This is a genomic window from Delftia sp. DLF01 (genome assembly GCF_014852125.1).
GTDB classification, from domain to species: Bacteria; Pseudomonadota; Gammaproteobacteria; order Burkholderiales; family Burkholderiaceae_C; genus Comamonas; species Comamonas acidovorans.
Window position 1 is genome coordinate 187,163 of the sequence record NZ_JACVAZ010000002.1, and the last position, 22,787, is coordinate 209,949.

19 protein-coding genes are annotated in these 22,787 nt (G+C 69.0%); all 19 read left to right on the forward strand.

The genetic code is table 11. The features are described 5' to 3' along the window. Positions 1–81 precede the first annotated feature (81 nt). The 19 genes from IB269_RS09225 (at position 82) to IB269_RS09315 (ending at position 22,747) form a co-directional block, all read left to right on the forward strand. Complete coding sequence (locus IB269_RS09225) at positions 82–606, forward strand: OmpA family protein (protein ID WP_012204004.1); 525 nt, start codon at positions 82–84, stop codon at positions 604–606. Between the two features lie 112 nt (positions 607–718). Then, complete coding sequence (locus IB269_RS09230; RefSeq protein ID WP_225614068.1) at positions 719–3,973, forward strand: Mur ligase; 3,255 nt, start codon at positions 719–721, stop codon at positions 3,971–3,973. Positions 3,974–4,072: 99 nt separating this feature from the next. Continuing rightward, complete coding sequence (locus IB269_RS09235) at positions 4,073–5,944, forward strand: peptidase domain-containing ABC transporter (protein ID WP_192367006.1); 1,872 nt, start codon at positions 4,073–4,075, stop codon at positions 5,942–5,944. Then, a complete protein-coding gene (locus tag IB269_RS09240) occupies positions 5,941–7,317 on the forward strand; it encodes an HlyD family type I secretion periplasmic adaptor subunit (RefSeq protein WP_141829722.1) in 1,377 nt (458 codons plus the stop codon). Before IB269_RS09235 ends, IB269_RS09240 begins: the two co-directional genes overlap by 4 nt. Before the next feature lie 26 nt (positions 7,318–7,343). After that, positions 7,344–9,065, forward strand: a complete 1,722-nt coding sequence (locus IB269_RS09245) for a TolC family protein (protein ID WP_225614069.1) — start codon at positions 7,344–7,346, stop codon at positions 9,063–9,065. Positions 9,066–9,170: 105 nt separating this feature from the next. After that, entirely contained in the window at positions 9,171–9,347 is a 177-nt protein-coding gene (locus tag IB269_RS09250) for a Flp family type IVb pilin (protein WP_099752202.1), read from the forward strand. A 91-nt stretch (positions 9,348–9,438) separates the two neighbouring features. Next, positions 9,439–9,615, forward strand: a complete 177-nt coding sequence (locus IB269_RS09255; RefSeq protein WP_099752195.1) for a Flp family type IVb pilin — start codon at positions 9,439–9,441, stop codon at positions 9,613–9,615. Positions 9,616–9,617: 2 nt separating this feature from the next. Then, the gene (locus IB269_RS09260; protein ID WP_192367008.1) at positions 9,618–10,187 is read left to right on the forward strand and encodes a prepilin peptidase; all 570 of its coding nucleotides are present in this window, start codon (positions 9,618–9,620) and stop codon (positions 10,185–10,187) included. Between the two features lie 192 nt (positions 10,188–10,379). Then, the gene (gene cpaB / locus IB269_RS09265) at positions 10,380–11,426 is read left to right on the forward strand and encodes a Flp pilus assembly protein CpaB (RefSeq protein WP_192367009.1); all 1,047 of its coding nucleotides are present in this window, start codon (positions 10,380–10,382) and stop codon (positions 11,424–11,426) included. Positions 11,427–11,451: 25 nt separating this feature from the next. Then, a complete protein-coding gene (locus tag IB269_RS09270; protein ID WP_063326959.1) occupies positions 11,452–12,951 on the forward strand; it encodes a type II and III secretion system protein family protein in 1,500 nt (499 codons plus the stop codon). 4 nt (positions 12,952–12,955) lie between these two features. Next, complete coding sequence (locus IB269_RS09275; protein WP_192367010.1) at positions 12,956–14,440, forward strand: AAA family ATPase; 1,485 nt, start codon at positions 12,956–12,958, stop codon at positions 14,438–14,440. Between the two features lie 7 nt (positions 14,441–14,447). Next, entirely contained in the window at positions 14,448–15,770 is a 1,323-nt protein-coding gene (locus IB269_RS09280; protein WP_012203993.1) for a CpaF family protein, read from the forward strand. Then, positions 15,767–16,729, forward strand: a complete 963-nt coding sequence (locus IB269_RS09285; RefSeq protein WP_141829733.1) for a type II secretion system F family protein — start codon at positions 15,767–15,769, stop codon at positions 16,727–16,729. The genes IB269_RS09280 and IB269_RS09285 overlap by 4 nt, the downstream gene beginning before the upstream one ends. A 60-nt stretch (positions 16,730–16,789) precedes the next feature. Then, positions 16,790–17,794, forward strand: a complete 1,005-nt coding sequence (locus IB269_RS09290) for a type II secretion system F family protein (protein ID WP_065347611.1) — start codon at positions 16,790–16,792, stop codon at positions 17,792–17,794. Between the two features lie 2 nt (positions 17,795–17,796). Then, positions 17,797–18,822 (forward strand): tetratricopeptide repeat protein, encoded by a 1,026-nt coding sequence (locus tag IB269_RS09295; protein ID WP_192367011.1) that lies wholly within the window; start codon positions 17,797–17,799, stop codon positions 18,820–18,822. A gap of 10 nt (positions 18,823–18,832) precedes the next feature. After that, positions 18,833–19,273 (forward strand): DUF3613 domain-containing protein, encoded by a 441-nt coding sequence (locus tag IB269_RS09300; RefSeq protein WP_192367012.1) that lies wholly within the window; start codon positions 18,833–18,835, stop codon positions 19,271–19,273. Positions 19,274–19,306: 33 nt separating this feature from the next. Next, positions 19,307–19,822 (forward strand): TadE/TadG family type IV pilus assembly protein, encoded by a 516-nt coding sequence (locus IB269_RS09305; protein ID WP_047325934.1) that lies wholly within the window; start codon positions 19,307–19,309, stop codon positions 19,820–19,822. 125 nt (positions 19,823–19,947) lie between these two features. Next, complete coding sequence (locus tag IB269_RS09310; RefSeq protein WP_224986531.1) at positions 19,948–20,466, forward strand: TadE/TadG family type IV pilus assembly protein; 519 nt, start codon at positions 19,948–19,950, stop codon at positions 20,464–20,466. 16 nt (positions 20,467–20,482) lie between these two features. Beyond that, positions 20,483–22,747 carry a TadG family pilus assembly protein gene (locus tag IB269_RS09315; protein WP_192367013.1) on the forward strand — a complete coding sequence of 755 codons (2,265 nt, stop codon included), beginning with the start codon at positions 20,483–20,485 and terminating at the stop codon, positions 22,745–22,747. Positions 22,748–22,787 lie beyond the last annotated feature (40 nt).

A 22,787-nucleotide genomic window follows, 5' to 3' on the forward strand; every position in this document is an offset into this window, starting at 1 on the left:
CGGCCGCGGCGCCTGCGGGCGCCGCATCCATCCCCTGCGCCGCCGCCCCACGGTGGCGGCGCACGTCCCAGGAGATCCTCCATGTCACACACTTTCAGGCTGTGCACCATCGTGCTGCTGGCCGCAGGGCTGGCCGCCTGCGGATCCACCGCCACCACCAGCACGCAGCGTTCCGAGCACCACTACGCCTTCGGCAAGGCCCCGGCCCCGGCGCCGGCAAGCTCCGGCGTCGCGCCCGTGGTGGCCACCACGCAGGCCGACCAGCGCGGGCCCGCCAACGTCGCCCACATCGTCTACTTCGACTTCGACGCCTACACCATCCGCAACAGCGACCGGGCCATCGTGGAAAGCCATGCGCAGTGGCTGCGCAGCAATCCCGGGCGCTCGGTGATGCTGCGCGGCCATACGGACAGGCGCGGCGGCATCGAATACAACCTGGCGCTCGGCCAAAAGCGTGCCGACGCGGTGCGCAACAGCCTGCAGCTGCTGGGCGTGAACCCGGCCCGCGTGGAGTCCGTCAGCTACGGCAAGGAGCGGCTGGCCGACGAAGGCACGAGCGAAGAAGCCCACCAGCGCAACCGGCGCGTGGAATTCGACTACCGCTGAGCCGCCGCGCTCCGCATCCGCCTGCCGCCGGGCCGCCATGAAGGAACAGATCCGCACGCGGTCGGTGCACCGCAGCCCGGCGTCCCGTCCCCACGGGAAGAGCAGCCTCCCAATGACCCTGACCGAGGCCGAGAGCATGTTGTCGCAGCAATTGGCAAATGGCCTGGAGTACCTGGCACGGCACATGGTGCTGCTGCCCGAACCCTACCCCGGCTGCATTCTTTTCTTCACGGTGTCGGCCGAGAACAAGGTTGCCTCCGTCTTCCACGTGCGCGCCACCACGCTGGAGGCTGCCTGGCGCGAGGGTGCGACACGCGTGCGCCAATGGGCCTGGGCCCGCAAGCGTGACGAGGTCGATCTGCGCATCGACTGGGCGCAGGACATCACGCCCCTGAAGGCGGACAGTCCGCTGCCGGACTGCAGCGCCTGGACCCAGGCGCCCATGCGCTCCCTGGCCCTGGCTGATGCCAGCCTGGAGCGTGCGCAGCTGCTGCAGCCCCTGCTGCCAGATCCGCCCCCGCTGGGCAGTGAAACAGGCAGCGCCCAACGGCCCCTGCACCCGCCCTGCCTGCTGCTGCACCTGCGCGGCATCTATATCAGCGGGGAGCAGCCCGCCCTGGCCGTGCCCCGCACCGATCCGCCCGAGCAGCGCCTTTGGCCCCACCTCGTGCCCGTGCACGCTGCGCTGCAGCAACTGCTGGCGCAGCAGGGCAAGGACGGAAGCTGGCCCGGTTGCGGGGATGTCTGCGACCACCTGGGCGTGACCTACGCCCTGCTGCAGGCCCAGCGCCATGCGGGCAGCGCCGCGCTGGCGCAGGCCATTGCGCTGGCCGTGGACCATGTGGAGCAACGGCTGCAGCCACTGCCCGGCGACTGCCTGCCCAGCGCGCTGGCCATGCTGGTGCTGGCCCGCCACCTGCGCAACAGCTTTGTCCTGGGGCCGGGAGCCGACAGCCAGGCCCGCGCCCGCATTCCGGCGCTGATGGACCCGCTGGCGGAAAGTCTGCTGTCCATGGCTGCCGCTTCGGCCAGCACCACCAAGGCTGCCGCCGCTGCCGCCAATGCCGCTGAAGCCGGCACACCCCGCTCCGGCCAGCCCATGCTGACCTGGGCCGAGCTGGCCATGCATGTCTATGCAAGCTCGCGCCCCCCCACCAGCGACAGCCCCACGCTGCGCGCGGCGCGCAGCGCCCTGCCCGACACGGCGGCCCTGCCTGCCGCCTTCCTGCAGGCCGCGCTGCCGCAGCTGCTGGGCATGGAGGGCGGCAATGACGACGATGGCGGCAATGACGACGATGGCGGCAATGACGACGATGGCGGCAATGGCGACGATGGCGAAAGTGTCGAGAAGGCAGGCGCCCTTTGTGCACGCTGGATAGGCATTGCCCTGGTCGAGAGCCTGCAGCTCGACGCAGGCCTGGAGCCGCAGCCCACCGACCTGCTGCGCCAATGGCAGATCAGCCTGCAGCGCCATCTGCAAGGCATGGCCCAGCGCGCCATTTGGCCTGAGCAGGCGCTGTACCTGCCGCCCGCCCGGCGCCGCCATGCAGCCTTTGCCGATGGCAGCCTGCGCCAGGTGCTGCAGTCCCCGCGCGAAATCGCCTGGCTGCTGGCATCCAGCCTGGCAGGCCTGGAACTGCTGGACGCCCTGACCCAGGCACTGCGCGCGGCCACCAGCCATGCCGCGGCCGAATCCGGGGAAGACGCGCTGCCCGCGCAGGCAGGCCATGCCCTGAGCGCGGGCGACAGCCCCGCCAAAGCTTCCCCGCCCTGGCCATCACTCTCCCTCACGTCGCGGGCCGATGAGACTGCGGGCCAGCCGGCTTTTCCGCCCACAGCGGGCTCCATGTACCCGTCCATGTCCTGGGACAGAGCTTCCCTGGCCGAACTGATGAGCGGGCGCTGGCTGGATGCAACGACAGAGCCCGGCACAGATCCCAGTACCGATAGCCGCACAGATAGCGGCACCGGCTGCGCGGGATTGGATGCCAGCCGCCTGCACCACCAGCCCGGCGCCGCCGTGCTGGTGCGGCGTGCAGGCATGGCCCTGGGCGTGCAGGCTGCGGCCCTGCCCACGCTGCGCGCCTCGGCGCTGATCAGCAGCAGCCCGCAGGGGCTGCTGGACCATGGCGTGCCGGTGCTGCATGTGCCTGATATGGAAGAGGGCCTGCGCAATCTGGCGCAGGCGGCCCGCCGCCGCATCCAGTCGCCCGTGGTCGCCGTCAGCGGCTGCGTGGGCAAGACCTCCACCCTGGGCATGATGCGCCAGTGCCTGCAGGACGGGGGAGACGCGCGTGGCGATGCCCTGCTGTCCCAGGGCACGGCGCTGCAGATGATCAATTGGAGCGAGGCCTCGCCCTGCGCCCTGCTGGAGCTGCCATTGCAGGCACTGCGTGGCGACCTGCCGCTGATTGACCCAGATATTCTGGTTATTACTAATCTTTCAATAAATAACACCCCCCATTCAGGGGAGTCCGAGCCCTCCGGACAGGCCGGTCTGTCCGGTGAAAGAAAATACGAAGCATTGCAGGAAGTGCTTGAGGCCATGCAGCTCATGCACAAAGGCAGTGCGCTGGTCACCGATCAGGACATAGGTGAAAACCCCAGTGTTATTGAGCATGCCAAACGCATGGGACTGCGCCTGATCACGTTTGGCCCCCATTGCAATGCACAGGTCCGTGAAATGGGGTTTCACAATGGAAATCTGCAAATAGGCATGGGCAGCCTGCGCCTGGGCATTTCCCTGCAATCCGACGGCCACCACATGGCACTCAATGCGCAGGCGGCCCTGGCGGCCCTGCATGCATTGGGCTATGCGCCCGCACAGGTGCAGGCCTCCCTGGCCCATTGGCAGCCCATGATCGGAGCCGGGCAGCCGCAGCTCCTGCCCAGTGGAATCTGCCTGCTGGACCACAGCCTGAGCAACCACTTACTGTCCATGACGGCTGCATTTTCCCAGCTGCAATCGGTCGCTCCCCATGTGAGCAGAAGGCTGATCGTGCTGGCGGGCATACAGCCCGGCCAGGCCAGCATCGACGCAGCGCAGCTGGCCCTGGAGCCGCTGGTGCGGGATGCCCAGGCCCGGCGCGTGCTGCTGTATGGGGAGCCGCTCAGGCCGCTGGCGGCAGCCTTGGGCGATCTTTTGCACGTCAATTGGTATGACGATCTGAATCAGCTGATTTGCTCGCTGCTGAGAACTACCCATAAAGGCGATACGGTTTTGTTGGCCGGTCGCGCCACGACCAATCTTGCCCTGGCGGCCGATGCCATACGGGATAGTTTCAGTGGGCACGGGGGCCATTTAATAGCGTCTATTCAGGCTCCCTGCTTTGATCCACATCAAAAACAAATGAACATGCATTCTTGATTGAATAAAACTTATAGAGGGCTGTATATAACTCGCTACAGTGTTTGTGAAACGAGTACCTTTACATTTTGTAAAGATGCTTACTAAGCCCATCAGAACATGATCCGATACCTTCTTCCCCGTCAGTTGGCCAAGGCCACGGCGATGCCGTCGGGAACGGAGACGGTGGGGGCTTTTGCATCTGCCATCGCCGAGTCCTTCGACCGGGCTGCGCACCAGCTGCGCCGGGCTGGCTGGCTGTCGCTGCCCATCAGTCTGCTGGGCCTGCTGCCGTCCATCTTCCTGCTGCAGGTCTACAACCGCGTCATTGCGCGTGGCGGCACCGCCACCCTCACGGCCATGGTGGCGGGCGTGCTGTTCTTCCTGGGCGTGGAATGGTGGCTGCGGCGCAGGCGCGCCCGCGCCCTGCGCGAAGCCGGCGCCATGATCGACCGCGACGTGTCCCAGGCACTGATGCACTCCATGCTGCGCCACCCGCTGGCCGCGCTGGAGCAGCGCTCCTCCAGCCAGTGGCTGCAGCTGTTCCGCGACGTGAGCGCCATGCGCTCGGGCATGTCCGGGGGCCTGGCGACCTCGCTGCTGGACCTGCCCATGGCCCTGCTGGCCCTGGTGGTCATCGGCATCATTGCCTGGCCCGTGCTGCCGGTGATTCTGGTGGCAATGCTCATCATGGGCGTGCTGGCCTGGTGGTGGGCCGACGAGGTGCGCAGCGGCCGCGTGGAGGAAATCGCCCAGGCCCGCATGCTGGACCGGGGCACGGCCGAGATCTGCAATGCCCGCGCCACGCTCAAGGTGCTGGGCTACGACGCCGCCGCACGCCAGAACTGGCAAAGCGGCTATGACCGCTGGCTGGCCGAGAGCTTTGGCAAGAACGGCGAGATGGAAAACGCACGCGAGGCCAGCACCGTGCTGCTGACGCTGTTCTCCATTGCCGTGATCACCGTGGGCGCCATTGCCATCAATGCGCAGTGGATGAGCATCGGCAGCCTGATGGCCGTGAACCTGCTGTCGGGCAAGGCGCTGGGCCCCATCTCGCAGCTGGCCAGCAACTGGCGCTCGCTGGCCCATGCCAACGAGGCCGCACGCCGCCTGCAGGCCGTGCTGGAGGAACCCGTCGAGCCCATGACCGACACCGTGGACCTGCCCCGGCCCCAGGGCCGGCTGCGCCTGGACCAGGCAAGCTTCCACTACCCGGGCGGCCATGTGGCGCTGGAGCAGGCATCGCTGGAGATCGGACCCGGCGGGCTGCACGCCATCGTGGGGCGCAACGGCGCCGGCAAGTCCACCCTGGCCAAGCTGCTGGCCGGCCTCTACCAGCCCACGCAGGGGCGCATCTTCATCGATGAATACGACATGGCCCAGTTCCCGCGCGCCGAGCTGGGCCGCTGGATAGGCTGCCTGGCCCAGCAGGTGTACTGGTTCAGCGGCCCCATCGTGGACGGGCTGCGCATGGTCAACCCCGATGCCGACGACCACAAGATCGTCACCGCCTGCCAGATCTCGGGCGCGCACGGCTTCATCAGCCGCCTGCCCCAGGGCTACCAGACCGTGCTGGGCGAAGGCGGCGCGGGCCTGTCGGCCGGCGAGCTGCGCAAGCTGGCCCTGGCCCAGCTGTTCCTGCGCAACCCCTCGGTGCTGATCCTGGACGAGCCCAGCAACGACCTGGACTTCGAGAGCGAAACCGCGCTGCTGCAGACGCTGCGGCAGATTGCGCTCAAGCACACGGTCATCGTCGTCACGCACTCGCTGCGCGTGGCCTCCATGGCCCAGCATCTCTACCATGTGCGCGGCGACGGCGGCATCGAGCATGGCTCGCCCCAGCTGCTGCTGCCCCAACTGTTCGGCACGGCGCGCGAGCCTGCGGCTCCCGCTGCACCCGCAGCACCCGCAGCGTCCGCAGCCCCCGCAACGCCGGCCGACCCGGCCCCGCATGCCGATCACCCCGCCGTGGCACAGGAGCTTGCCTCATGAGGGCCGGGCGCTACGACGACCTCCCCCTGGTGCTGCGCCAGTCGAGCGAAGCGCAGGCAGCCGTGCACGGCCAGCCGCCTGCGGACGCGTCCGGCGCAACGCCCCCTACCCCTGGCCGAGCCGCCCTGGCGCGGGGCAAGTGGCTGCTCGTCATTCCCGTCGCCGCCCTGGTGGTCACCGGCCTGTTCTATCCGGTGGAGAACGTGGTGGTCGCCAGCGGCCAGGTCATCCCTTCCGACCGCGTGCAGACCGTGCAGCATCTGGAAGGCGGCATCGTCACCGCCGTCCATGTGCGCGAAGGCCAGGCCGTGACCCAGGGCCAGCCGCTGCTGGAAATCGACCTGGGCAGCAACAGCCTCAACCTCGAACAGCTCACCGCCCGCATGGCCACGGCCCAGGCCGTCAAGGCGCGTCTGGGCGCGGAAAGCCAGGGCCGGCCGCTGCAGCGCACCGCCTTCCCCGCCGACCTGGACGCCCAGGTGGTCCAGGCCGAACTGGGCGCCTTCTCGGCGCGCGCGCTGGAGCACCAGGGCAGCCTTGCCGCAGCCCAGGCCCAGCTGCAGCAGGCGCGCGGCGACGTGGCCCAGGTGCAGGCGCGCATCGAGGGGCTGGAGACCAATCTGCGCCTGCACCAGCAGGAAGCCTCCATTGCCGGCCAGCTTGCCTCCGAGCAGCTGATAGGCCAGCTGGAAGTGCTGGACAAGCAGCGGGCGCTGGAGCAGGTGCGGGCCGAGCTGGCCGCCTCGCGCCAGACGCTTTTCAGCAACCGCGCCAAGATCGAGCAGGCCCAGGCCAAGCTGCAGGAGACCCAGGGCGCCTTCCGCCGCCGCGCCTCCGACGAACTGGCCCAGACCGAACGCGAGCTGGCCAGCCTCAACGAAGACCTGGTCCGCGCCCGCACCCAGCGCACGCGCACGGCCGTGCTGGCGCCCACCAGCGGCTTCGTCAAGGGCCTGCGCAGCTCGGGCGCCGGTTGGGTGGTCAAGCCCGGCGAGCCCATCCTAGAAATCGTTCCGGACAAGGACGAAGTCATCGTCGAGGCGCGCCTGAGCCCCGCCGACCGTGGCTATGTGCGCCCCGGCCAGGCCACCCGGGTGAAGATCTCGGCCTACGACTTCCTGCGCTACGGCTCGGTGCCCGGCCAGGTCACCCTGGTGGCGGCCGATGCCGACCGCGATCCCAACCTGGCCGACTCGCCCTCGTACTTCCGCATCCAGGCCAGCCTGGAGCAGCCCTGGGTGGGCCGCACCGACAACCGCATCACCACCGGCATGCAGGCCGAACTCGACCTGCTGCTGGGCCACGAACCCTTTATCTGGTATTTGCTGCGGCCCGTGCTGCGCATCCAGAGCGAAGCCTTCCGGGAGCCCTGATGCCAGGCCGCCCGACCCCCCCTTCCATGGGCTGGCACGCCCGCTGCCACACCCGGCTGCGCCAGCTGCTGGCCGCTGCCTGCTGCCTGTCCGCACTGCAGGCGCTGCAGGCCGCTGCCGCGCCCGTGGCTGCGGCGGACAGGGACCTTGATACGGACATCGGCATGGTTGCCGCAGCCGCACCCGCACCCGCATCCACATCCGCAAACACGGCCGCAGCCGCACCGGACCCCGTGGTCCTGCGCCTGGCCCAGCACCTCACGCCCGGCACCCTGGCCAGCGACGGCGGGCAGCGCCGCCTGCTCGATGCCCTCTACGCCCTGATCGACGAATACCCCGACGTGCGCAAGGCGCGCGCCGCGCTGGAATCGGCCGGGCATGACGTGAACACCGCGCGCGGCGCGCGCTGGCCCACCTTCAAGGTGGGCACCAACACGGGCGATGCCAAGCTGCGCCGGGGCCGCGAGTCGTACACCGCCGTCAACGCCGAAGTGCGCATGGCCCTGCTGGACGGCGGCGCCATCGGCGCGGGCATACGCTCGGCCGAATCGCAGGAGGCGGCCCAGGGCAGCGTGCTCTACGGCACGCGCCAGAACGTGCTGCTGGAGGCGCTGACCGCCCTGCTGGAGCTGCACCGCTTCGAGGACAAGGCGCGCGTGGCGGCCGAGTCGGCGCGCATCATCGGCCAGCTCGCGCGCATCGAGGAGCGCCGCGCCGAACTGGGAGCCGTGGGCCGCAACGACCTGCGCCAGGCCGCCTCGCGCCAGGCAGGCGCCCTGGCCCAGCAGCACGCGCTGGAGTCGCAGCGCATGGATGCGCAGGCCCGCTTCACGCGCTACTTCGGCTTCACGCCCCAGCCCGGCTGGCTGCCCCAGCTCAACGTGCCCGTGCAATGGATGCCGGCCAACGAGGACTCGGCCCTGCAGGCCTCCGAAACCGTCAGCCCCGAGCTGCAGGAGATGGAGCAGCAGATCGAGAAGGCCCGCGCCGAAGTGGACCGCAGCAAGTCCCAGCGCTTTCCCACGCTGGCCGCCGTGGTGGCCCACACGCGCGACCCCAGCGGCGTGCTCTATGCCGAGGGCACGCGCTACGGCGTGGAGCTGAGCTGGAACTTCGGCAACGGCTTCGAGCTGCGCGACCGCATCCTCAAGGCCATCAACGAACTGCAGGCCCAGGAAGCGCAGCAGGAAACCGTGCGCCGCCAGGTGCGCGAAACCGCCTCCGCCGCCTGGGGACGCACCCAGTCCGGCCGCCAGCGCGAAAGCCAGCTGGCCGACGCCGTGCGTGAGGCGCGCGCCGCCTTCGAAGGGCGCCGCCGCCTGCTCGAAGTCGGGCGCGGCAGCCTGGCCCAGGTGCTGGACGCCCAGCTGGACATGCAGCGCCTGCTGCTGGACGAGGCCGACGCCATCTACGACCAGCGCATCAACGAACTGCGGCTGGCACGCACCACCGGCCGCCTCCTGCCCCAGGACCCGCCCGATCAATGGCTGAACGCGCTGTTCACCCCGCAAAAACCGATTCCGGCAGGTGGTGGTGCGCCAGGCACTGCCCCCATGGACGAGCCCGGGAACGCACCCGATATCAAACCCGGCCCTGCGCCCTCGCGCATCCGCCCCGAACCCCAGGACGCTGCCGTGGCCACCCTGTCCGCCAGCGCCATGCCCCAACGAATACAGCTGCGCCTTGAGCAGCAGTTGCGCCCCGTTTCAGACGCTTTTCCAACCACCGCCTCGCGACAGCAGTGGTGAAGTGAGAAGCGGCAGGTGAGGTTTCCCGTGCAGCGGCCGGCTTCTGCCCATCGCCAGCCGCCGCCATCGACAACGATGGGCTTTTGCAACCGAAAGGACGATGCCATGACCGACATCATCAAGAACTTCTGGAAAGACGAAGAAGGCGCCACCGCCATCGAGTACGGCTTGATCGCCGGCCTCATCGCCGTGGGGATCGTGGTGGGCGCCACCGCGCTCGGCACCAACCTGAATGGGCTGTTCACCCGGATCGCCGCCAAGCTCACCGGCTTCACGCCCTGAGCGCCGGCTCCGCCGCGATCTGGCCGGGCTCGGGCGGTGCTTGCCTCCGCCCCCGGCGCCAAGGCACTTTGCAAACCGAAAGGACCATGCCATGACCGAAACGATCAAGAACTTCTGGAAAGACGAGGAAGGCGCCACCGCCATCGAGTACGGACTGATTGCCGGGCTGATTGCCGTGGGGATCGTCGTGGGCGCCACCGCACTGGGCACCGATCTGAACGGACTGTTCAACCGGCTTGCCGCCAAGCTCACAAATCTTGCGCCCTGAAGATGGAGTGGACCTCGCTATGGCTGTGCGTCTGCATCACATGGCTCGCAACGATTGCGGTCATGGATCTGCGCATCCGGCGCGTGCGCAACTGGATGGTGCTGCTCGGCCTGGCCACAGGCGCGGCGGCGCTGGCCAGTGGGGCGCAGCCGTTCCAGGTCTCGGCCTGGAACGCGCTGGCCGGACTGCTGGCGGGGTTTGTCGTGCTGCTTCCTTTCTATGCACTGCGCTGGATGGGAGCGGGCGACGTCAAGTTCGGCGCGGTCGCAGGGCTGTGGTTCGGGCTGAGCTTCGACCTGCTGCTGATCTGGACTGGCGGCAGCCTGCTGGCCGGCCTGCACGGCCTGCTGGTGCTGTCATTGCGCCACCTGAGCCACAGCCCCACCGGCCTGTGGCTGCAGGCCCGGCTGCCCCTGGCCTGGGCGGCCCGCCTGGCACCGCTGGGCGCTGCGTCTCAGCCCGCAGGCACCACCAATGGACCGCGCCAGCCCCAGCGCTCCATTCCCTATGCCGGCTACATGGCCATTGCGGCCATCGCCCTGGCCTGGCGCCACAGCCAGCCGCTTGCCTGAACGGGAGATGCCCATGCCGATCGCTTTCCCCTCGCCACGCACCACACGGCCCGGCCCCGCCGCAAGCCGCCGCCGTGTGCTATCCGGACGCTTTCCTGCCCTGGCGGACCCTCTGCGCCATGGCAGGAAAGCGCCAGGGCAGCCCCCATGCCTGAACACCGTCGCCACCCACTTGCACCAGGAGCCCCAGCCATGAACCTCACCAAGATTCTTGCCGGACTGCTGGTTGGGCTGGCCCTCGTGCTCGCAGGCCTTGCCTGGCTGCTGGGCAGCCAGCCCGCACGCCCCGTGGCCCAGCCCTCGCCGGCCGCCTCGGCGCAGCCGGCCCCCGAGCCCGTGCCGCAGCATGCCGTCGTGGTCGTGGCCCAGGCCATTGCCGCAGGCCAGCGCATCGGCAGCGAGGATGTGAAGCTGGCCCAGTTGCCCGCCCCCGTACCCGGCAGCTTTGCCGCGACCGACGACGTGCTGGGCCGCACCACGCTGATGGCGCTCACCCCGGGCACCCCGCTGTTCGAGCAGCAACTGCTCAGCGGCCTGGCCCTGCAGCTGGAGCCGGGACAGCGCGCCCTGGCGATCGCCATCCGGGAACAGATGGCCGCGGGCCACCATGTGCGCCCCGGCGACTTCGTGGATGTCTACTTCACGCTGGACGGCAAGTCCGACCAGGCACCCGTGGACGCGCAGACCCGGCTGCTGCTGGCGCGCAGCCGCGTGCTGGCCTACGGCTCCGGCAGCGTGGAACGCCCACCCGTCTCGGCCGTCCAGCGCCAGGCGCAGCAGGACAAGGAATCGGCAGGCTCGTCGCTGCGCCGCGCCAGCGCTGCGGATCAGACCGGGCAGCGCCCTGAGAACGTGCAATCGGCCGTGCTGGCCGTGCCGCTGGACGATGTGGAGCGCCTCACCCTGGCCGAGAAATTCGGCCAGCTCACCCTGGCGCTGCGCAACCCGGACGACCTGTCCGTGCCCGATCCCAAGCTCTTCGCCGCCCTGCCCGGCGCACTGCAGCCGGTGGCGGGCCGCCTCCGGAAAGACCAGGCATTGGAGGGTGCAGACCGCGCCTTCGCCGGCCTGCGCATGCAGGACCTGGCCACCGGCGCCGACGCCAAAAACATCCGCAAGCCTGCCGCCCAGCCCATGACGGCCTTCGCACCCGCCGTGCGGCCGCCGCCGCAGCGGGCCCCGCGCGAACGCACCGTGGAGCTGCACAACGGAGCCGCGGTGCAGATGGTGAACTACTGAAAACACACAACAAGAGGGAGATGCCATGAAGTGCAAGAACATCTCGACGGCCGGAGCAACCCCGCTGCAGCGCGCGGTCTGGACGCTGTGCGGCAGCATGGCCTTGCTGGCATTGCCGCCAGCGGTGTCGGCGCCTGCGGACACCGCTGCCGTCCAGGGCATGCACGCCCCCGGCGCCGGGGACATGCCCTCTGGCGATTCCCTGCAGCTGGTGGCCGGACGCCAGCACCTGATGCCGCTGGCCAGTATTCCGGGCCGCATCGCCGTGGGCGACCCCAATGTGCTGGACGTGAAACTGCTGCGCGCCACGCCAGGCTCCGGCGCCAGTGCCGGCTCCGGCTCCGGCGGCACCGAGCTGCTGCTCACGCCCAAGGCCCAGGGCAGCACCACGTTGGTGGTGTGGCCCCAGAAAGGTGGCGCGCCCCAGCGCTGGGAGGTCCAGGTCCGCGGCCAGCACCTGCTGCTGGAAAAGCGCCTGACCTCGGTTCCAGAACATGCCCAGGCCGTGGCCGAACTGCGCCAGTACGCGCCCGCCCAGACGCTGCTGGTGGACAACTCGCAGATCGACGTCAAGAGCAACACCGTCCAGGTGGACGTGCAGGTGGTGGAGTTCAAGAAATCCGCGATGAAGCGCATCGGCGTCAACATCTACAGCGGCGGGCGCAACAACCAGGGCTTCAGCTTCGGCAGCTTCAGCCCCGGCGTGGTGGGCAGCATCAGCACCAATACCAACGGCACGGGGACAGGGACGGGAACGGGCAATACCGGCTCGGGCGGCACGGGAGGCACGGGCTCGGGCGGCGTGTCCAACAACACCTCGTCGGCCATTGCCAGCGCCATGAGCCTGGTGATGACCTTCGGCAAGGCCTTCAGCGGCGCCGGCATCGTCACGCAGCTGAGCATCCTCGAAGGCAATGGCATGGCGCGCGTGCTGGCCCGGCCCACCCTGCTGGCCCAGACCGGCCAGAACGCCAGCTTCCTGGCCGGCGGCGAGCTGCCGATCCCGGTGCCCGCGCGCGACGGCAACATCGCCATCCAGTACAAGGAATTCGGCATCAAGCTGCAGCTGACGCCCACCATCCTGTCGGACGATCGCATCGCCCTGAAGGTCTCGCCCGAGGCCAGCGACCTGGACTTCAACAGCGGCGTGACCATCAGCGGCGTCACCGTGCCCGCCATCCGCACGCGCCGCGCCGACACCTCGGTGGAGCTGGCCGATGGCGAGAGCTTCGTCATCGGCGGGCTGGTCAGCCGTGCCACCACCTCCAACGTCAGCAAGGTGCCGGTGCTGGGCGATCTGCCCATCCTGGGCACCTTCTTCAAGAACCTCAACTACACGCAGGAAGAGTCCGAGCTGGTGATCATCGTCACCCCGCGCCTGGTCCACCCGCTTCCCGCCAGCACCAATCTCGAAGCCCTGCTGCCCGGTGCGCAATCCGAGCAGCGCAACGCCGGCAAGGTCTGGCTGCCCTACCTCGCCGGCGGAATGAGCACCCAGACCGCCGTACCCGGCTTCTCGTACTGACGACATGACAAGCAAGCCCACCGCAACCGATTCGCCTGTGGACGCCACAGGCTCGCCGGCCATCGGCTCACCCACCTCGCTGGAGACCCTGCTGGGGCTGCGTTCCTCGGCCTCGCTGGCCGGCAAGCCGCAGCCCGGCACCGATGCGCTCGCGCAGGACAAGTCACCGCTGGACAGGATGCCCGCGCCCGCCGCGCCCCGCCCGACGCCGCAGCCGCTCGACAACGACCTGCAGGTGGAGCTGCTCTTCATCCACGCAGGCACCCCCGAAAGCTCGCTGGCCCAGGCCTGGCTGCAGCACATGCTGGACGGCGCACGGCTGCATGTGGCGCGGTTCCAGGACAACGTCACCGAGCAGGTGCAGCGCTACATGCCGCATGCCGTGCTCGTGCATTTCGACCCGCTGTCCACCGACGAGGCGGCCCACCTTGCCTCCCAGCTGCACATCTCCCACCCCCACCTGCCCTGCCTGGCCGTGGGCCGCACCAAGTACCCGCAGTGCATGCTGGCCGCGCTGCGCGCCGGGGTGCAGGACTTCCTCGACGTGGACGGCCCCGTGCAGGCCGCGCACCAGACGGTGATCGATCTGATCAAGCGCGTGCCCCCGTCGGCCTCGGGCATGCCCAACGCGCCGCTGACCGCCATCATGTCGGCCCGCGCCGGCCTGGGCAGCAGCCTCATGGCATCGCACTTGGCCTGGTACCTGCAAAAGCGCCTGCATGGCACGACGGCCGTGCCGGGCAAGGACGCCACGCCCCGCGAGATCAGCAACGAGACGCTGGACGGCCTGCTCATCGACCTGGGCTTTCCCAGCGGCGACTGCGGGCTGTACCTGGGCACGCTGGGCGACTTCGACTTCATCGAGGCCGTCAACAACCTGCGCCGCTTCGACCGGCGCCTGGCATCGACGGGACTGGCCCGCCATGAAAGCGGCCTGCGCCTGCTCACGCTGCCGCGCCAGCCCGCCCGACTGCGTGACGTCTCCTATGCCGATGCCGACGCGCTGCTGCTGCGCCTGCGCCAGTACTTCCGCCACATCGTGGCCGACCTGGGGGCCGTCGTGCCCACGCAGCTGGCCATGCGCGTGGCGCTGCGCGCCAGCCAGATCTGGGTGGTCTGCGACCAGAGCGTGGCCAGCGTGGTCTCCACCACCGAGCTGCTGCGCCAGCTCGACGAGCAAAAGGTCGATCGCGAGCGCGTGCAGCTCATCGTCAGCCGGCACGACAGCCAGCTGGAGCTGGAGGCCCCGCAGATCGCCCGGCAACTGCAGCTGCCGCTGCTGGCCACCATTCCCGAGCGCCGGCGCGAACTGGTCCAGGCCGTCAACCAGGGCCAGCTGCTGCCCAGCCGGCTGCAGCGCGAGCCCTATGTGCAGGCCGTGGACAAGCTCGCCACCTTGCTGATCACCACCCACCACCAGGCCCATGCGGGCGAACAGGCCGCGCCCGCCCGGGGCCTGAACCGTTTCTTCCACCGAACAAGAAGCTGAACGCACCATGACGACCACGGCTTATTCCCATCTGGCCGACGCCCAGGCCAGCGAGTTCGAGCGAAGCGCGCTGTTCCTCGACCTGAAGAACCGCACGCACGAGCACCTGCTCAGCCGCATCGAGGAGCTGGGTGCCGAGTTCGGCCGTTGGTCGCAGGCCGCCATCGCGCAGTTCGTGCTGATGGAGTTGGACAGCTTCATCCGCCTGCACTCCGTGCCCGTCAACGAGCAGGAGGCGCTGCAGGTGGCGCGCGCCCTCACGCGCGAGCTCACGGGACTGGGGCCGCTGCAGCCGCTGCTGGAAGACCCGCTGGTCGAGGACATCCTCATCAACGGCCACGGCAACATCTACGTCTCGCGCGGCGGCGTGCTGCAGCGCGAGACGCTGCACTTCAAGGACGACGAGCATGTGCTGCGCATCGTGCGCCGCATCCTGGCGCCGCTGGGTCGGCGCCTGGACGAGTCCAGCCCCATGGTCGATGCCCGCCTGCCCGATGGCGGGCGCATCAACGTCATCATCGAGCCGCTGTCCATCGACGGCCCCTCGGTCTCCATCCGCAAGTTCCGCAAGGACCCGCTGACACCGCCCGAACTGGTACAGCTGGGCACCTTCAACCAGGACATCTGCCGCATCCTGGAGATGGCCGTGCAGGCGCGCTGCAACATCCTGGTCAGCGGCGGCACCAGCTCGGGCAAGACATCCCTGCTCAATGCGCTGGCCAGCTTCATCCCGGGCAGCGAGCGCATCGTCTCCATCGAGGACACGGCCGAGCTGGCCCTCAACCACAACCACGTGGTGCGGCTGGAAAGCCGCCCCGGCGGCTTTGACGGCTCGGGCCACGTCAGCATCCGCGACCTGCTGCGCAACAGCCTGCGCATGCGGCCCGACCGCATCATCGTCGGCGAAGTGCGCGGCGGCGAGGTGCTGGAGCTGCTGCAGGCCATGAACACCGGCCACGACGGCTCCATGGGCACCATCCACGCCAGCTCGCCGCGCGAATGCCTGTACCGCGCCGAAATGCTGGCCGGCTTCGCGGGCTTTCAGGGCAGCGAGGTCAGCCTGCGCCGCCAGATCGCCAATGCCGTGGACTTCATCGTGCAGATCGGCCGCCTGTCCAACGGCCGCCGCCGCCTGCTGTCGCTGACCGAGGTCACGGGCATGACGGACAACATGATCTCCATGCAGGAGCTGTACCGCTACGAGCCCCAGGTGGGCCCTGACGGGCAGGAGATTGACCAGTGGGTGTCGCTGGGCATCTCGCCGCACTCGCCCAAGCTGCTGAGCTGGTGGCGCATGCAGCAGCAGACCGGCCACGGAGGCGTGCGATGACAGGCCTGGCCCCCGCCGTCCTCATCCTCGGCGCGCTGGCCTGCCTGCTGCTGGCACTGGCGCTGTGGGTGATCATGCGCGGGCGCCGCAAGGAGCATGAGCAGTCGATCAACCTGCACATGAAGCGCAGCGTGGACGGCCACCGGGAGGTGATCTCGCCCTCCCCGCCCATGGCCGAGCCCGCGTTCCGCGCCCCCGCGGCGCAGTCCGCGCCCTCACCCGCTGCCGTGCAGTGGCTGGCCCAGCGGCTGGGCGTCCAGTCCTGGGGAATCTCGTCCAACACCCTGGCCCTGTTCGCCATCACCGGCCTGGTGCTGGCCTTGCTGGCGACCAGCCAGGCAGGTGCTGCCGCGGGGCTGGTGGTGGCCGTGTTGTATGCCGTGGTGCTGGCCTTCGGCATCTGGCGGCGGCAGGCCAAGCGCCGCGAAAGACTGCTGCAGCAACTGCCCGGCTTCCTGGACAACATGGTCCGCCTGATCTCCATCGGCAACTCGCCCCATGCGGCCTTCCAGATGGCGCTGAACAACGTCCCCGATCCGCTGGGCGACGCGCTGCAGCAGGCGGCGGCCATGCTCAGCGCATCGCCCGACCTGGGGCAGGCCATGGGCCAGCTGGAGCGCAACTGGCGCCTGCCCGAATTCGGCCTGCTGGCCGCCGTGTTCCGCATGAGCGTGCGCTATGGCGGGCGCGCCGACCTGGTGCTGGAGCGTGTCTCGGCCTACATCCGCGACCGCCAGTCCGCCGAGCGCGAGCTGCATGCGCTGTCCTCCGAGATCCGCATGTCGGCCTGGGTGCTGGCCCTGCTGCCCCTGGTGGTGGGGACGCTGATCATGGTGATCAACCGCGGCTACTTCATGCGCATGTGGAACGACGACAGCGGCCAGACCATGGTCCTGGTCGCCGCCGCTCTGGAGGCCCTGGGCGCCTTTCTTCTCTACCGGCTGGCCAAGCTGAGGTGAACCCATGACAGCACAGGCACAGGTACAGGCCCACCCATCCGTCTGCGCAAGGAGCCACGCATGACCCCGCAGCAACTGTGGATCGCCAGCATCAGCCTGGGCGCGCTGGGACTGGTGCTGTGGGCCTGCGCCCTGGTGTGGAAGCTGTGGCGCTCGGCCCGCGCCTCCAGCCAGGTCGCCAGGATATTGCAGGCGCGCGATACCGCATCGACCCCGAAGGCCGCCACGAAGAGTGCCATGCAGGCCAACGACGCGCAGCTGCTCAACCCGCTGTCCATCAACGTGCGCTCCTCCGATTCGCCACAGGCGGTGGCCGCCAACCTCCCGCCCCCGGCCTGGCTGCAATGGGGCGTGGCCAAGGCCTTGCTGGCCGATGAGGACCGCAAGCTGCTGGACCAGGCCGGCGTGGGCACGCGCAACGGCAGCATGGCCTATGTGGCCAGCCGCATGGTGCTGTGCGTGGTCCTGCCCCTGCTGGCGCTGGGTGTGCTGCGCCCCGGCGAGAACGCGGCGCTGATCTACGGCTTTCTCGGGGTGAGCCTGGGGCTCATGCTTCCCAAATGGTTTCTGCGCTCGCGGGCCAAGGGCCGGCGCGAGCAGGTGGTCGAGGAACTGCCGCTGTTCGTGGACCTGCTGCGGCTGCTGCAGGGCGTGGGCCTGAGCGTGGACCAGAGCCTGCAGATCCTGGCCTCGGAATTCAAGAGCGTGCTGCGCGTCATCAGCGGAGAACTGGCCCTGGCCAACCAGCTCTACAACACCGGGCGCACGCGCGAGCAATCCTTCCAGCGCATGGTCAACATGAGCGCCGACGACGATATGAGCGCCATCGTCAACCTGCTGGTGCAGGTGGACAAGCATGGCGGCGCCGTGCAGGAGCCGCTGCGGGAATTCAGCATCCGGCTGCGCGAAAAGCGCCAGGCCAGCTTCAAGGAAAAGATAGGTTCCATCACCGTCAAGATGACGGGCGTCATGGTCCTCACGCTGCTGCCCGCCCTGCTCGTCATCACGGCGGGCCCCGGCTTCCTGGCCGTGATCAGGGCATTGACCACCATGGGAGGACGCTAGGCATGCGACACCAGGAAAACACCCGCGCAGGGCGGACGCCAGCGCCGGCACCCCTTGCAACCCTGGCAGCCATGGCGACCCTGGCCTTTGCCCTGGCCGGCTGCGCCAGCAAGGGACCGCAGGGCTACGGCGCCCCTTCCGCGCAGCAGGAAACCGCCGCCCAGGCCCAGCAGCAATTGCAGAACGCCCAGCAGGCCACCCAGGTGGACAACGCCCAGACCTATCTGGACCTGATCACGCAGATGCAGCAGGCGGGCCAGTGGTATGCCTCGCTGGCGCACACCGAAGCCTTCGAGCAGCAGTACGGCGTGAACCCGGAGTCGCGCCTGATGCGGGCCGACGCGCTGCGCAACACCGGCCAGGTCGAGCAGGCCCGGCAGGCCTACCTGGCGCTGCTGCAGGGCGCCACCACGGCGCGGGCGCGGCGCGGCCTGGGCCTGCTGTACGCAAGCCAGGGCCAGTATGGCCAGGCCGTGGAGCAGCTGGACAAGGCGCGCCAGCTCAACCCCATCGACGCCAACGTGCTCAGTGACCTGGCCTACGCCCACATGCTCGACGGCCGGCTGGCCGCCGCGCAGATGCCCATCATGCAGGCCTCGCAACTCGCCCCGGCCAACGCGCGGGTGCAGCTGAACATGGCGCTGTTCTGGCTGGCCAGCGGCAACCAGGCCCAGGCGTCGCAGCTGCTGCGCCAGCTGGCCCAGCCCCAGGCCAAGGGCGCCCTGCCCATGATCGACCAGACCTCGCTGCAGACCCTGCAGGCACAGCTGGCCAGCGTGCGCGATGCCGTGCGCCTGCGCGGCGACAGCCTGCCCGCAGAGGCCAGTGCCGGTGCCGCTGTGTCCAGCGCCCCTGTGCTGCCTTCTGTGCTGCCCCCTGCACTACCCCCTGTGCCGACCCTGGGCACCCGCCCCGAAGCACGCGCCACCGAGGCCCTGCCCGAGACCCTGCCGGCCGGCATCACTCGGCGCATTCTTCTTTCCGAGCCGCCCGGCGCCGCAGGCGCAGCACCGGCCTCGCCACTTTGAGGAGCACGACATGCCAGACACATACCGCATGGACCCGCCGCGCCGCACTGCAGTCGCCAACGCTCTGGCCCCCTGGCTGCTGGCCGCCGGCCTGGCCCTGCTTCCCACGGCCTCGCTGCATGCCCAGGCCTTCGGCGAAGTGCAGAGCCCGCCCGAGCAGGTGGATGCACGGCCCCATGTGTTCGCCGAGCCCTCCACCGACTCCATCCTGGTCGGCTACACGCTCTATACCAACCCCGATGGAACCGTGATGTACCTGCCTCGGCGCGAGATCGACATCGGCGGGGGCACCCTGCGGCTGCTGGAGATGCAGCACAGCCAGCCGGGCCAGCGTGCGCGCCCCATCGCGGGCGAGCAGGCGCGGCGCAGCTATGCGCGCTACCTCAAGAGCTTCGAGACGGAAATCCCCGCCCTGTACAAGACCGGCGTCGAAGCCGGCGGCAAGAACTGAGGCCGGCCCCGGCCACGGCTTGCAGGAACGACCATGACCCGGCGCCAACCCCGCGCTCACCGCTCCCACCGATCTGCCAGCCTGCGGCAGCGGGGGGTGTATGCGCTGGAGTGGGCCATCATCTTCCCGGTGTTCTTTGCCCTGCTGTATGCCTGCATCAGCTACGGGCTGGCGTTCCTGGTGCGCGAATCCATGCAGGCCGCCGCCGAAGACGCCGCGCGGGCCACGCTGCGCTACCAGACCAGCCGCAGCGCCCGCCTGGACGCGGCCCGCAGCCTGGTGCAGCAGCGGCTCGACTGGCTGCCCGCCGACCTCCGGCCCACGGCAGGCAGCATCGACGTGCGCATCTGCAGGCTGCAGAACAGCGAACTGTGCTCGGCCACGCTGACCTGCGGCGTGCTGGTTGCCGAACGCTGCATGGTGCGCGTGGGCTTCACCATCCCTTATGGAACCAGCCCGATAGCGCCCGCCCTGCCGGGCTTCGGCCTGGTCATGCCCACCACGTTGACGGCCAGCGCCAACATCATGGTGGACAGGGGGGGGCTATGAAGCTCCCCCTGAGTCGCTTCGCGCCTTCCCCCTCTCTCGCTTCGCGGGAGGGGGGCATACGGGCCACCGGCGACACCCTCGGGGCGGGGCGGCCCTTCCTCGGTGTCCCTGAGTTGGGGCATGCCGTGCGTGGGGCACGCCCTGCTGCATCGGCCGAGTTCATGCAGGACACCGGTGATACCTTCGCGGCAGGGCTGCGCAGGCGGCAGCGTGGCGTGGCGGCGGTGGAGTTCGCGTTGATCGCCGGGGTGATGGTGATGCTGCTGATGGGCATGTTCGTGTACTGGCGCGTGCTGCAGGCCCAGCAGTCGCTGGCGCGTGCCACGGGCGATGGTGCGCGCATGGTCCAGCATCTGGCGTTTGGCGGGATGGCGGGCTACAACCCGGCCAAGCCGGCCGAACGCGCCAACATCCTGCAGGCCACCAGCGATGTGGTGAACCAGAGCCTGGCGGCCAGCGGCATTCCGGCGGGCACGGCGCCCACCCAGATACAGATCAACTGGGGCACTTCCCAGGCCACGCTGAGCGTGGTGTACATGCTTCCCCCCGTGCTGGGCCAGGGCCTGCAGGTGGGCAGCCAGACCTTGGGCGAACCCACGCGCCTGGAGTCCCGCAGCCTGATCAGGCTTGCGCCCGGCAGCTAGACAGGAGGACCAGAGCATGCTCACCCACCTCCCCGCATCCGTACACCGCCCCCGCACGCGCGGGCAAGGGCGCCGGCAAGGCGGCAGCCTGCTCGTGCAGTTCGCCCTGCTGGGCTCGGTGCTGTTCCTGTTGCTCGGCGTCGTGGACCTGGGCTACATGTACTACGCCAAGCGTGACCTGCAGCGCATTGCCGATCTGGCGGCCACCCAGGCGGCCCAGGCCATCAATGCCGAGCGCAGCAACCGCGCCGCCTGCGTGACGGCGGGCGAGGACAGCATCACGGCCAACTGGCCGGTTCCACTGACCCGCAACAGCACCCAGACCGTGGTCAGCTGCGGCAACTGGAACCCGGCGGACCCGGCGCGCCAATCGAGCGGCGGCCGCTTCTTCGACGCCAGCTCCGGCCCGCTGAACGCGGCGCGCGTGACGGTGGGCGGCACCTCGCCCACCATCTTCCCAGGTCCCTGGAGCCGTGCCGTGGTGGCCGAGGCCATTGCCATGCGCAACGACTCGGTGGCGTCCTTCCAGGTGGGCTCGCAGCTGCTGCGCTTCAACAAGGACACGCCGCTGGGCGGGCTGCTGGGCCTGGTGGGGCTGGACGTGGGCATGCTGACCCTGCTGGACTCCAAGGGCCTGGCCGATGCCAAGATCAGCCCGGCCGGCCTGCTCAAGGCCCTGGGCGTGAACCTGGGCATAGAGCAGCTGCGCGCGCTGTCGCCCGAGGGCCTGGCCAACATCGCCAGCGTCACCCTGCTGAACGTGATCGACGCCTCCATCAGCGCCATCACCGACAACGCGCTGGCCGTGCAGCTCAATGCGCTCAAGACCCAGATCATCAACGCGGGCCTGAGCACCATCAAGATCCCGCTGGGCAGCCTGGATGACCAGAAGGGCCTGTTCGCCTTCCTGGGCGCCGGCCGCACCGATCCGCTGAACGCGGCCATGGACGTGCAGCTGGGCATTGGCGACCTGTTGAAGACGGCCATTGCCATCGGCGCCAACGGCCACGCGCTGCAGGCCAACCAGCTCGATGTGGCCGGCCTAATCAAGGGCCAGCTGACCATCGTGCAGCCGCCCACCATTGCCGTGGGTCCCGTCGGCACGCAGGGCTACAGCGCGCAGATCCGCCTGAACCTGAACGTGGACACCGACCAGCTGCTGGGCGGCGCACTCAAATGGCTGGTCAAGGACATCCTGGGCACCCAGGTCAAGCTGCCCATTGCCGTGGACATCACCAACGCCACGGGCACGCTGACGGCGCTGCAGTGCAGCGCCAGCCCGCAGACCATGGACCTGTCGGTCAAGTCCTCCATCCTCAACGCCTGTGTGGGCAAGATGGATCCCAACAACAAGCAAAGCTGCGAGAAGGGCCTGCAAAATGAGCAGCTCATCACCCTGCTGCACCTGCCCGTGCTGAACGGCAAGCTCTGGGTGCCGGCGCTGGAGTACACGGACTCCACCACGGGCCTGGGCATGGAGCCGGGCTACGAAGATCCGGCCGACCCCAACTGGTCCAAGACCAACCGCTCCACGCAGGTGAACCAGCTGGCGCTGGGCGACACGGTCAACAACATCGTCACGGGACTGCTCAACCTGCTCAGCGGCCTGCTGCAGCCACCGAACAGCACGCCCACCGACATCACCACGCGCCTGCTGGGCTCCTACCTGGACGCCTCCATGGTGAACGGGCTCTACAACGTGACCAGCCTCACCAACCTGCTGCTCAGCGGGCGCGGCGTGGCCGGCGACAAGGACTACATGCCGCCCCTGCTCACGTCCAACTTCACGTTCAACAACGCCATCGCCAAGTCCTGCCTGCTGGTGGCCTGCCCGTCTTCCACCTGGCCCAGCGGCACGTTCTCGGCAGCCCTCAACTCCTACACCAGCGTGCCCGGCGGCCTGCTGGATGTGCTGGGCATCTCCACCTACGACAACGGCTACCAGAGCTGCGCGGGCCTGCTCAGCTCGCTGCTCAACTGGAATGGCTGCGTCAAGAACAACGTGACCAAGCTGCTGACCTCGCATCCGCAGTACCTGTACACGATCAACCCGAACAGCCCCGAGATCCAGTCCCTGCTCAACCGCGACAACAACCTCACCTGCACCGGCGCCCTGTGCACCCTGCTCAAGCCGTTGGTCACCACCGTGCTCAAGCCCATCCTCAACGGCGTGGGCACGCTGCTGACCAGCGTGCTCAAGGACACGCTGGGGCTGGAGGTGGGCCGCACCGACATCAAGGCCCTGTCCATCGGCTGCGACACGGCGCAACTGGTTTTCTGAACGGCAGGCAAGGCCATCCAATCCATGAATCGACAACGAG

Bases quoted from the DNA above. Each gene is read 5' to 3' on its own strand.
- IB269_RS09225 (WP_012204004.1), top strand. From the start codon at position 82: ATGTCACACACTTTCAGGCTGTGCACCATCGTGCTGCTGGCCGCAGGG.
- IB269_RS09230 (WP_225614068.1), top strand. From the start codon at position 719: ATGACCCTGACCGAGGCCGAGAGCATGTTGTCGCAGCAATTGGCAAAT.
- IB269_RS09235 (WP_192367006.1), top strand. From the start codon at position 4,073: ATGATCCGATACCTTCTTCCCCGTCAGTTGGCCAAGGCCACGGCGATG.
- IB269_RS09240 (WP_141829722.1), top strand. From the start codon at position 5,941: ATGAGGGCCGGGCGCTACGACGACCTCCCCCTGGTGCTGCGCCAGTCG.
- IB269_RS09245 (WP_225614069.1), top strand. From the start codon at position 7,344: ATGGGCTGGCACGCCCGCTGCCACACCCGGCTGCGCCAGCTGCTGGCC.
- IB269_RS09250 (WP_099752202.1), top strand. From the start codon at position 9,171: ATGACCGACATCATCAAGAACTTCTGGAAAGACGAAGAAGGCGCCACC.
- IB269_RS09255 (WP_099752195.1), top strand. From the start codon at position 9,439: ATGACCGAAACGATCAAGAACTTCTGGAAAGACGAGGAAGGCGCCACC.
- IB269_RS09260 (WP_192367008.1), top strand. From the start codon at position 9,618: ATGGAGTGGACCTCGCTATGGCTGTGCGTCTGCATCACATGGCTCGCA.
- cpaB (WP_192367009.1), top strand. From the start codon at position 10,380: ATGAACCTCACCAAGATTCTTGCCGGACTGCTGGTTGGGCTGGCCCTC.
- IB269_RS09270 (WP_063326959.1), top strand. From the start codon at position 11,452: ATGAAGTGCAAGAACATCTCGACGGCCGGAGCAACCCCGCTGCAGCGC.
- IB269_RS09275 (WP_192367010.1), top strand. From the start codon at position 12,956: ATGACAAGCAAGCCCACCGCAACCGATTCGCCTGTGGACGCCACAGGC.
- IB269_RS09280 (WP_012203993.1), top strand. From the start codon at position 14,448: ATGACGACCACGGCTTATTCCCATCTGGCCGACGCCCAGGCCAGCGAG.
- IB269_RS09285 (WP_141829733.1), top strand. From the start codon at position 15,767: ATGACAGGCCTGGCCCCCGCCGTCCTCATCCTCGGCGCGCTGGCCTGC.
- IB269_RS09290 (WP_065347611.1), top strand. From the start codon at position 16,790: ATGACCCCGCAGCAACTGTGGATCGCCAGCATCAGCCTGGGCGCGCTG.
- IB269_RS09295 (WP_192367011.1), top strand. From the start codon at position 17,797: ATGCGACACCAGGAAAACACCCGCGCAGGGCGGACGCCAGCGCCGGCA.
- IB269_RS09300 (WP_192367012.1), top strand. From the start codon at position 18,833: ATGCCAGACACATACCGCATGGACCCGCCGCGCCGCACTGCAGTCGCC.
- IB269_RS09305 (WP_047325934.1), top strand. From the start codon at position 19,307: ATGACCCGGCGCCAACCCCGCGCTCACCGCTCCCACCGATCTGCCAGC.
- IB269_RS09315 (WP_192367013.1), top strand. From the start codon at position 20,483: ATGCTCACCCACCTCCCCGCATCCGTACACCGCCCCCGCACGCGCGGG.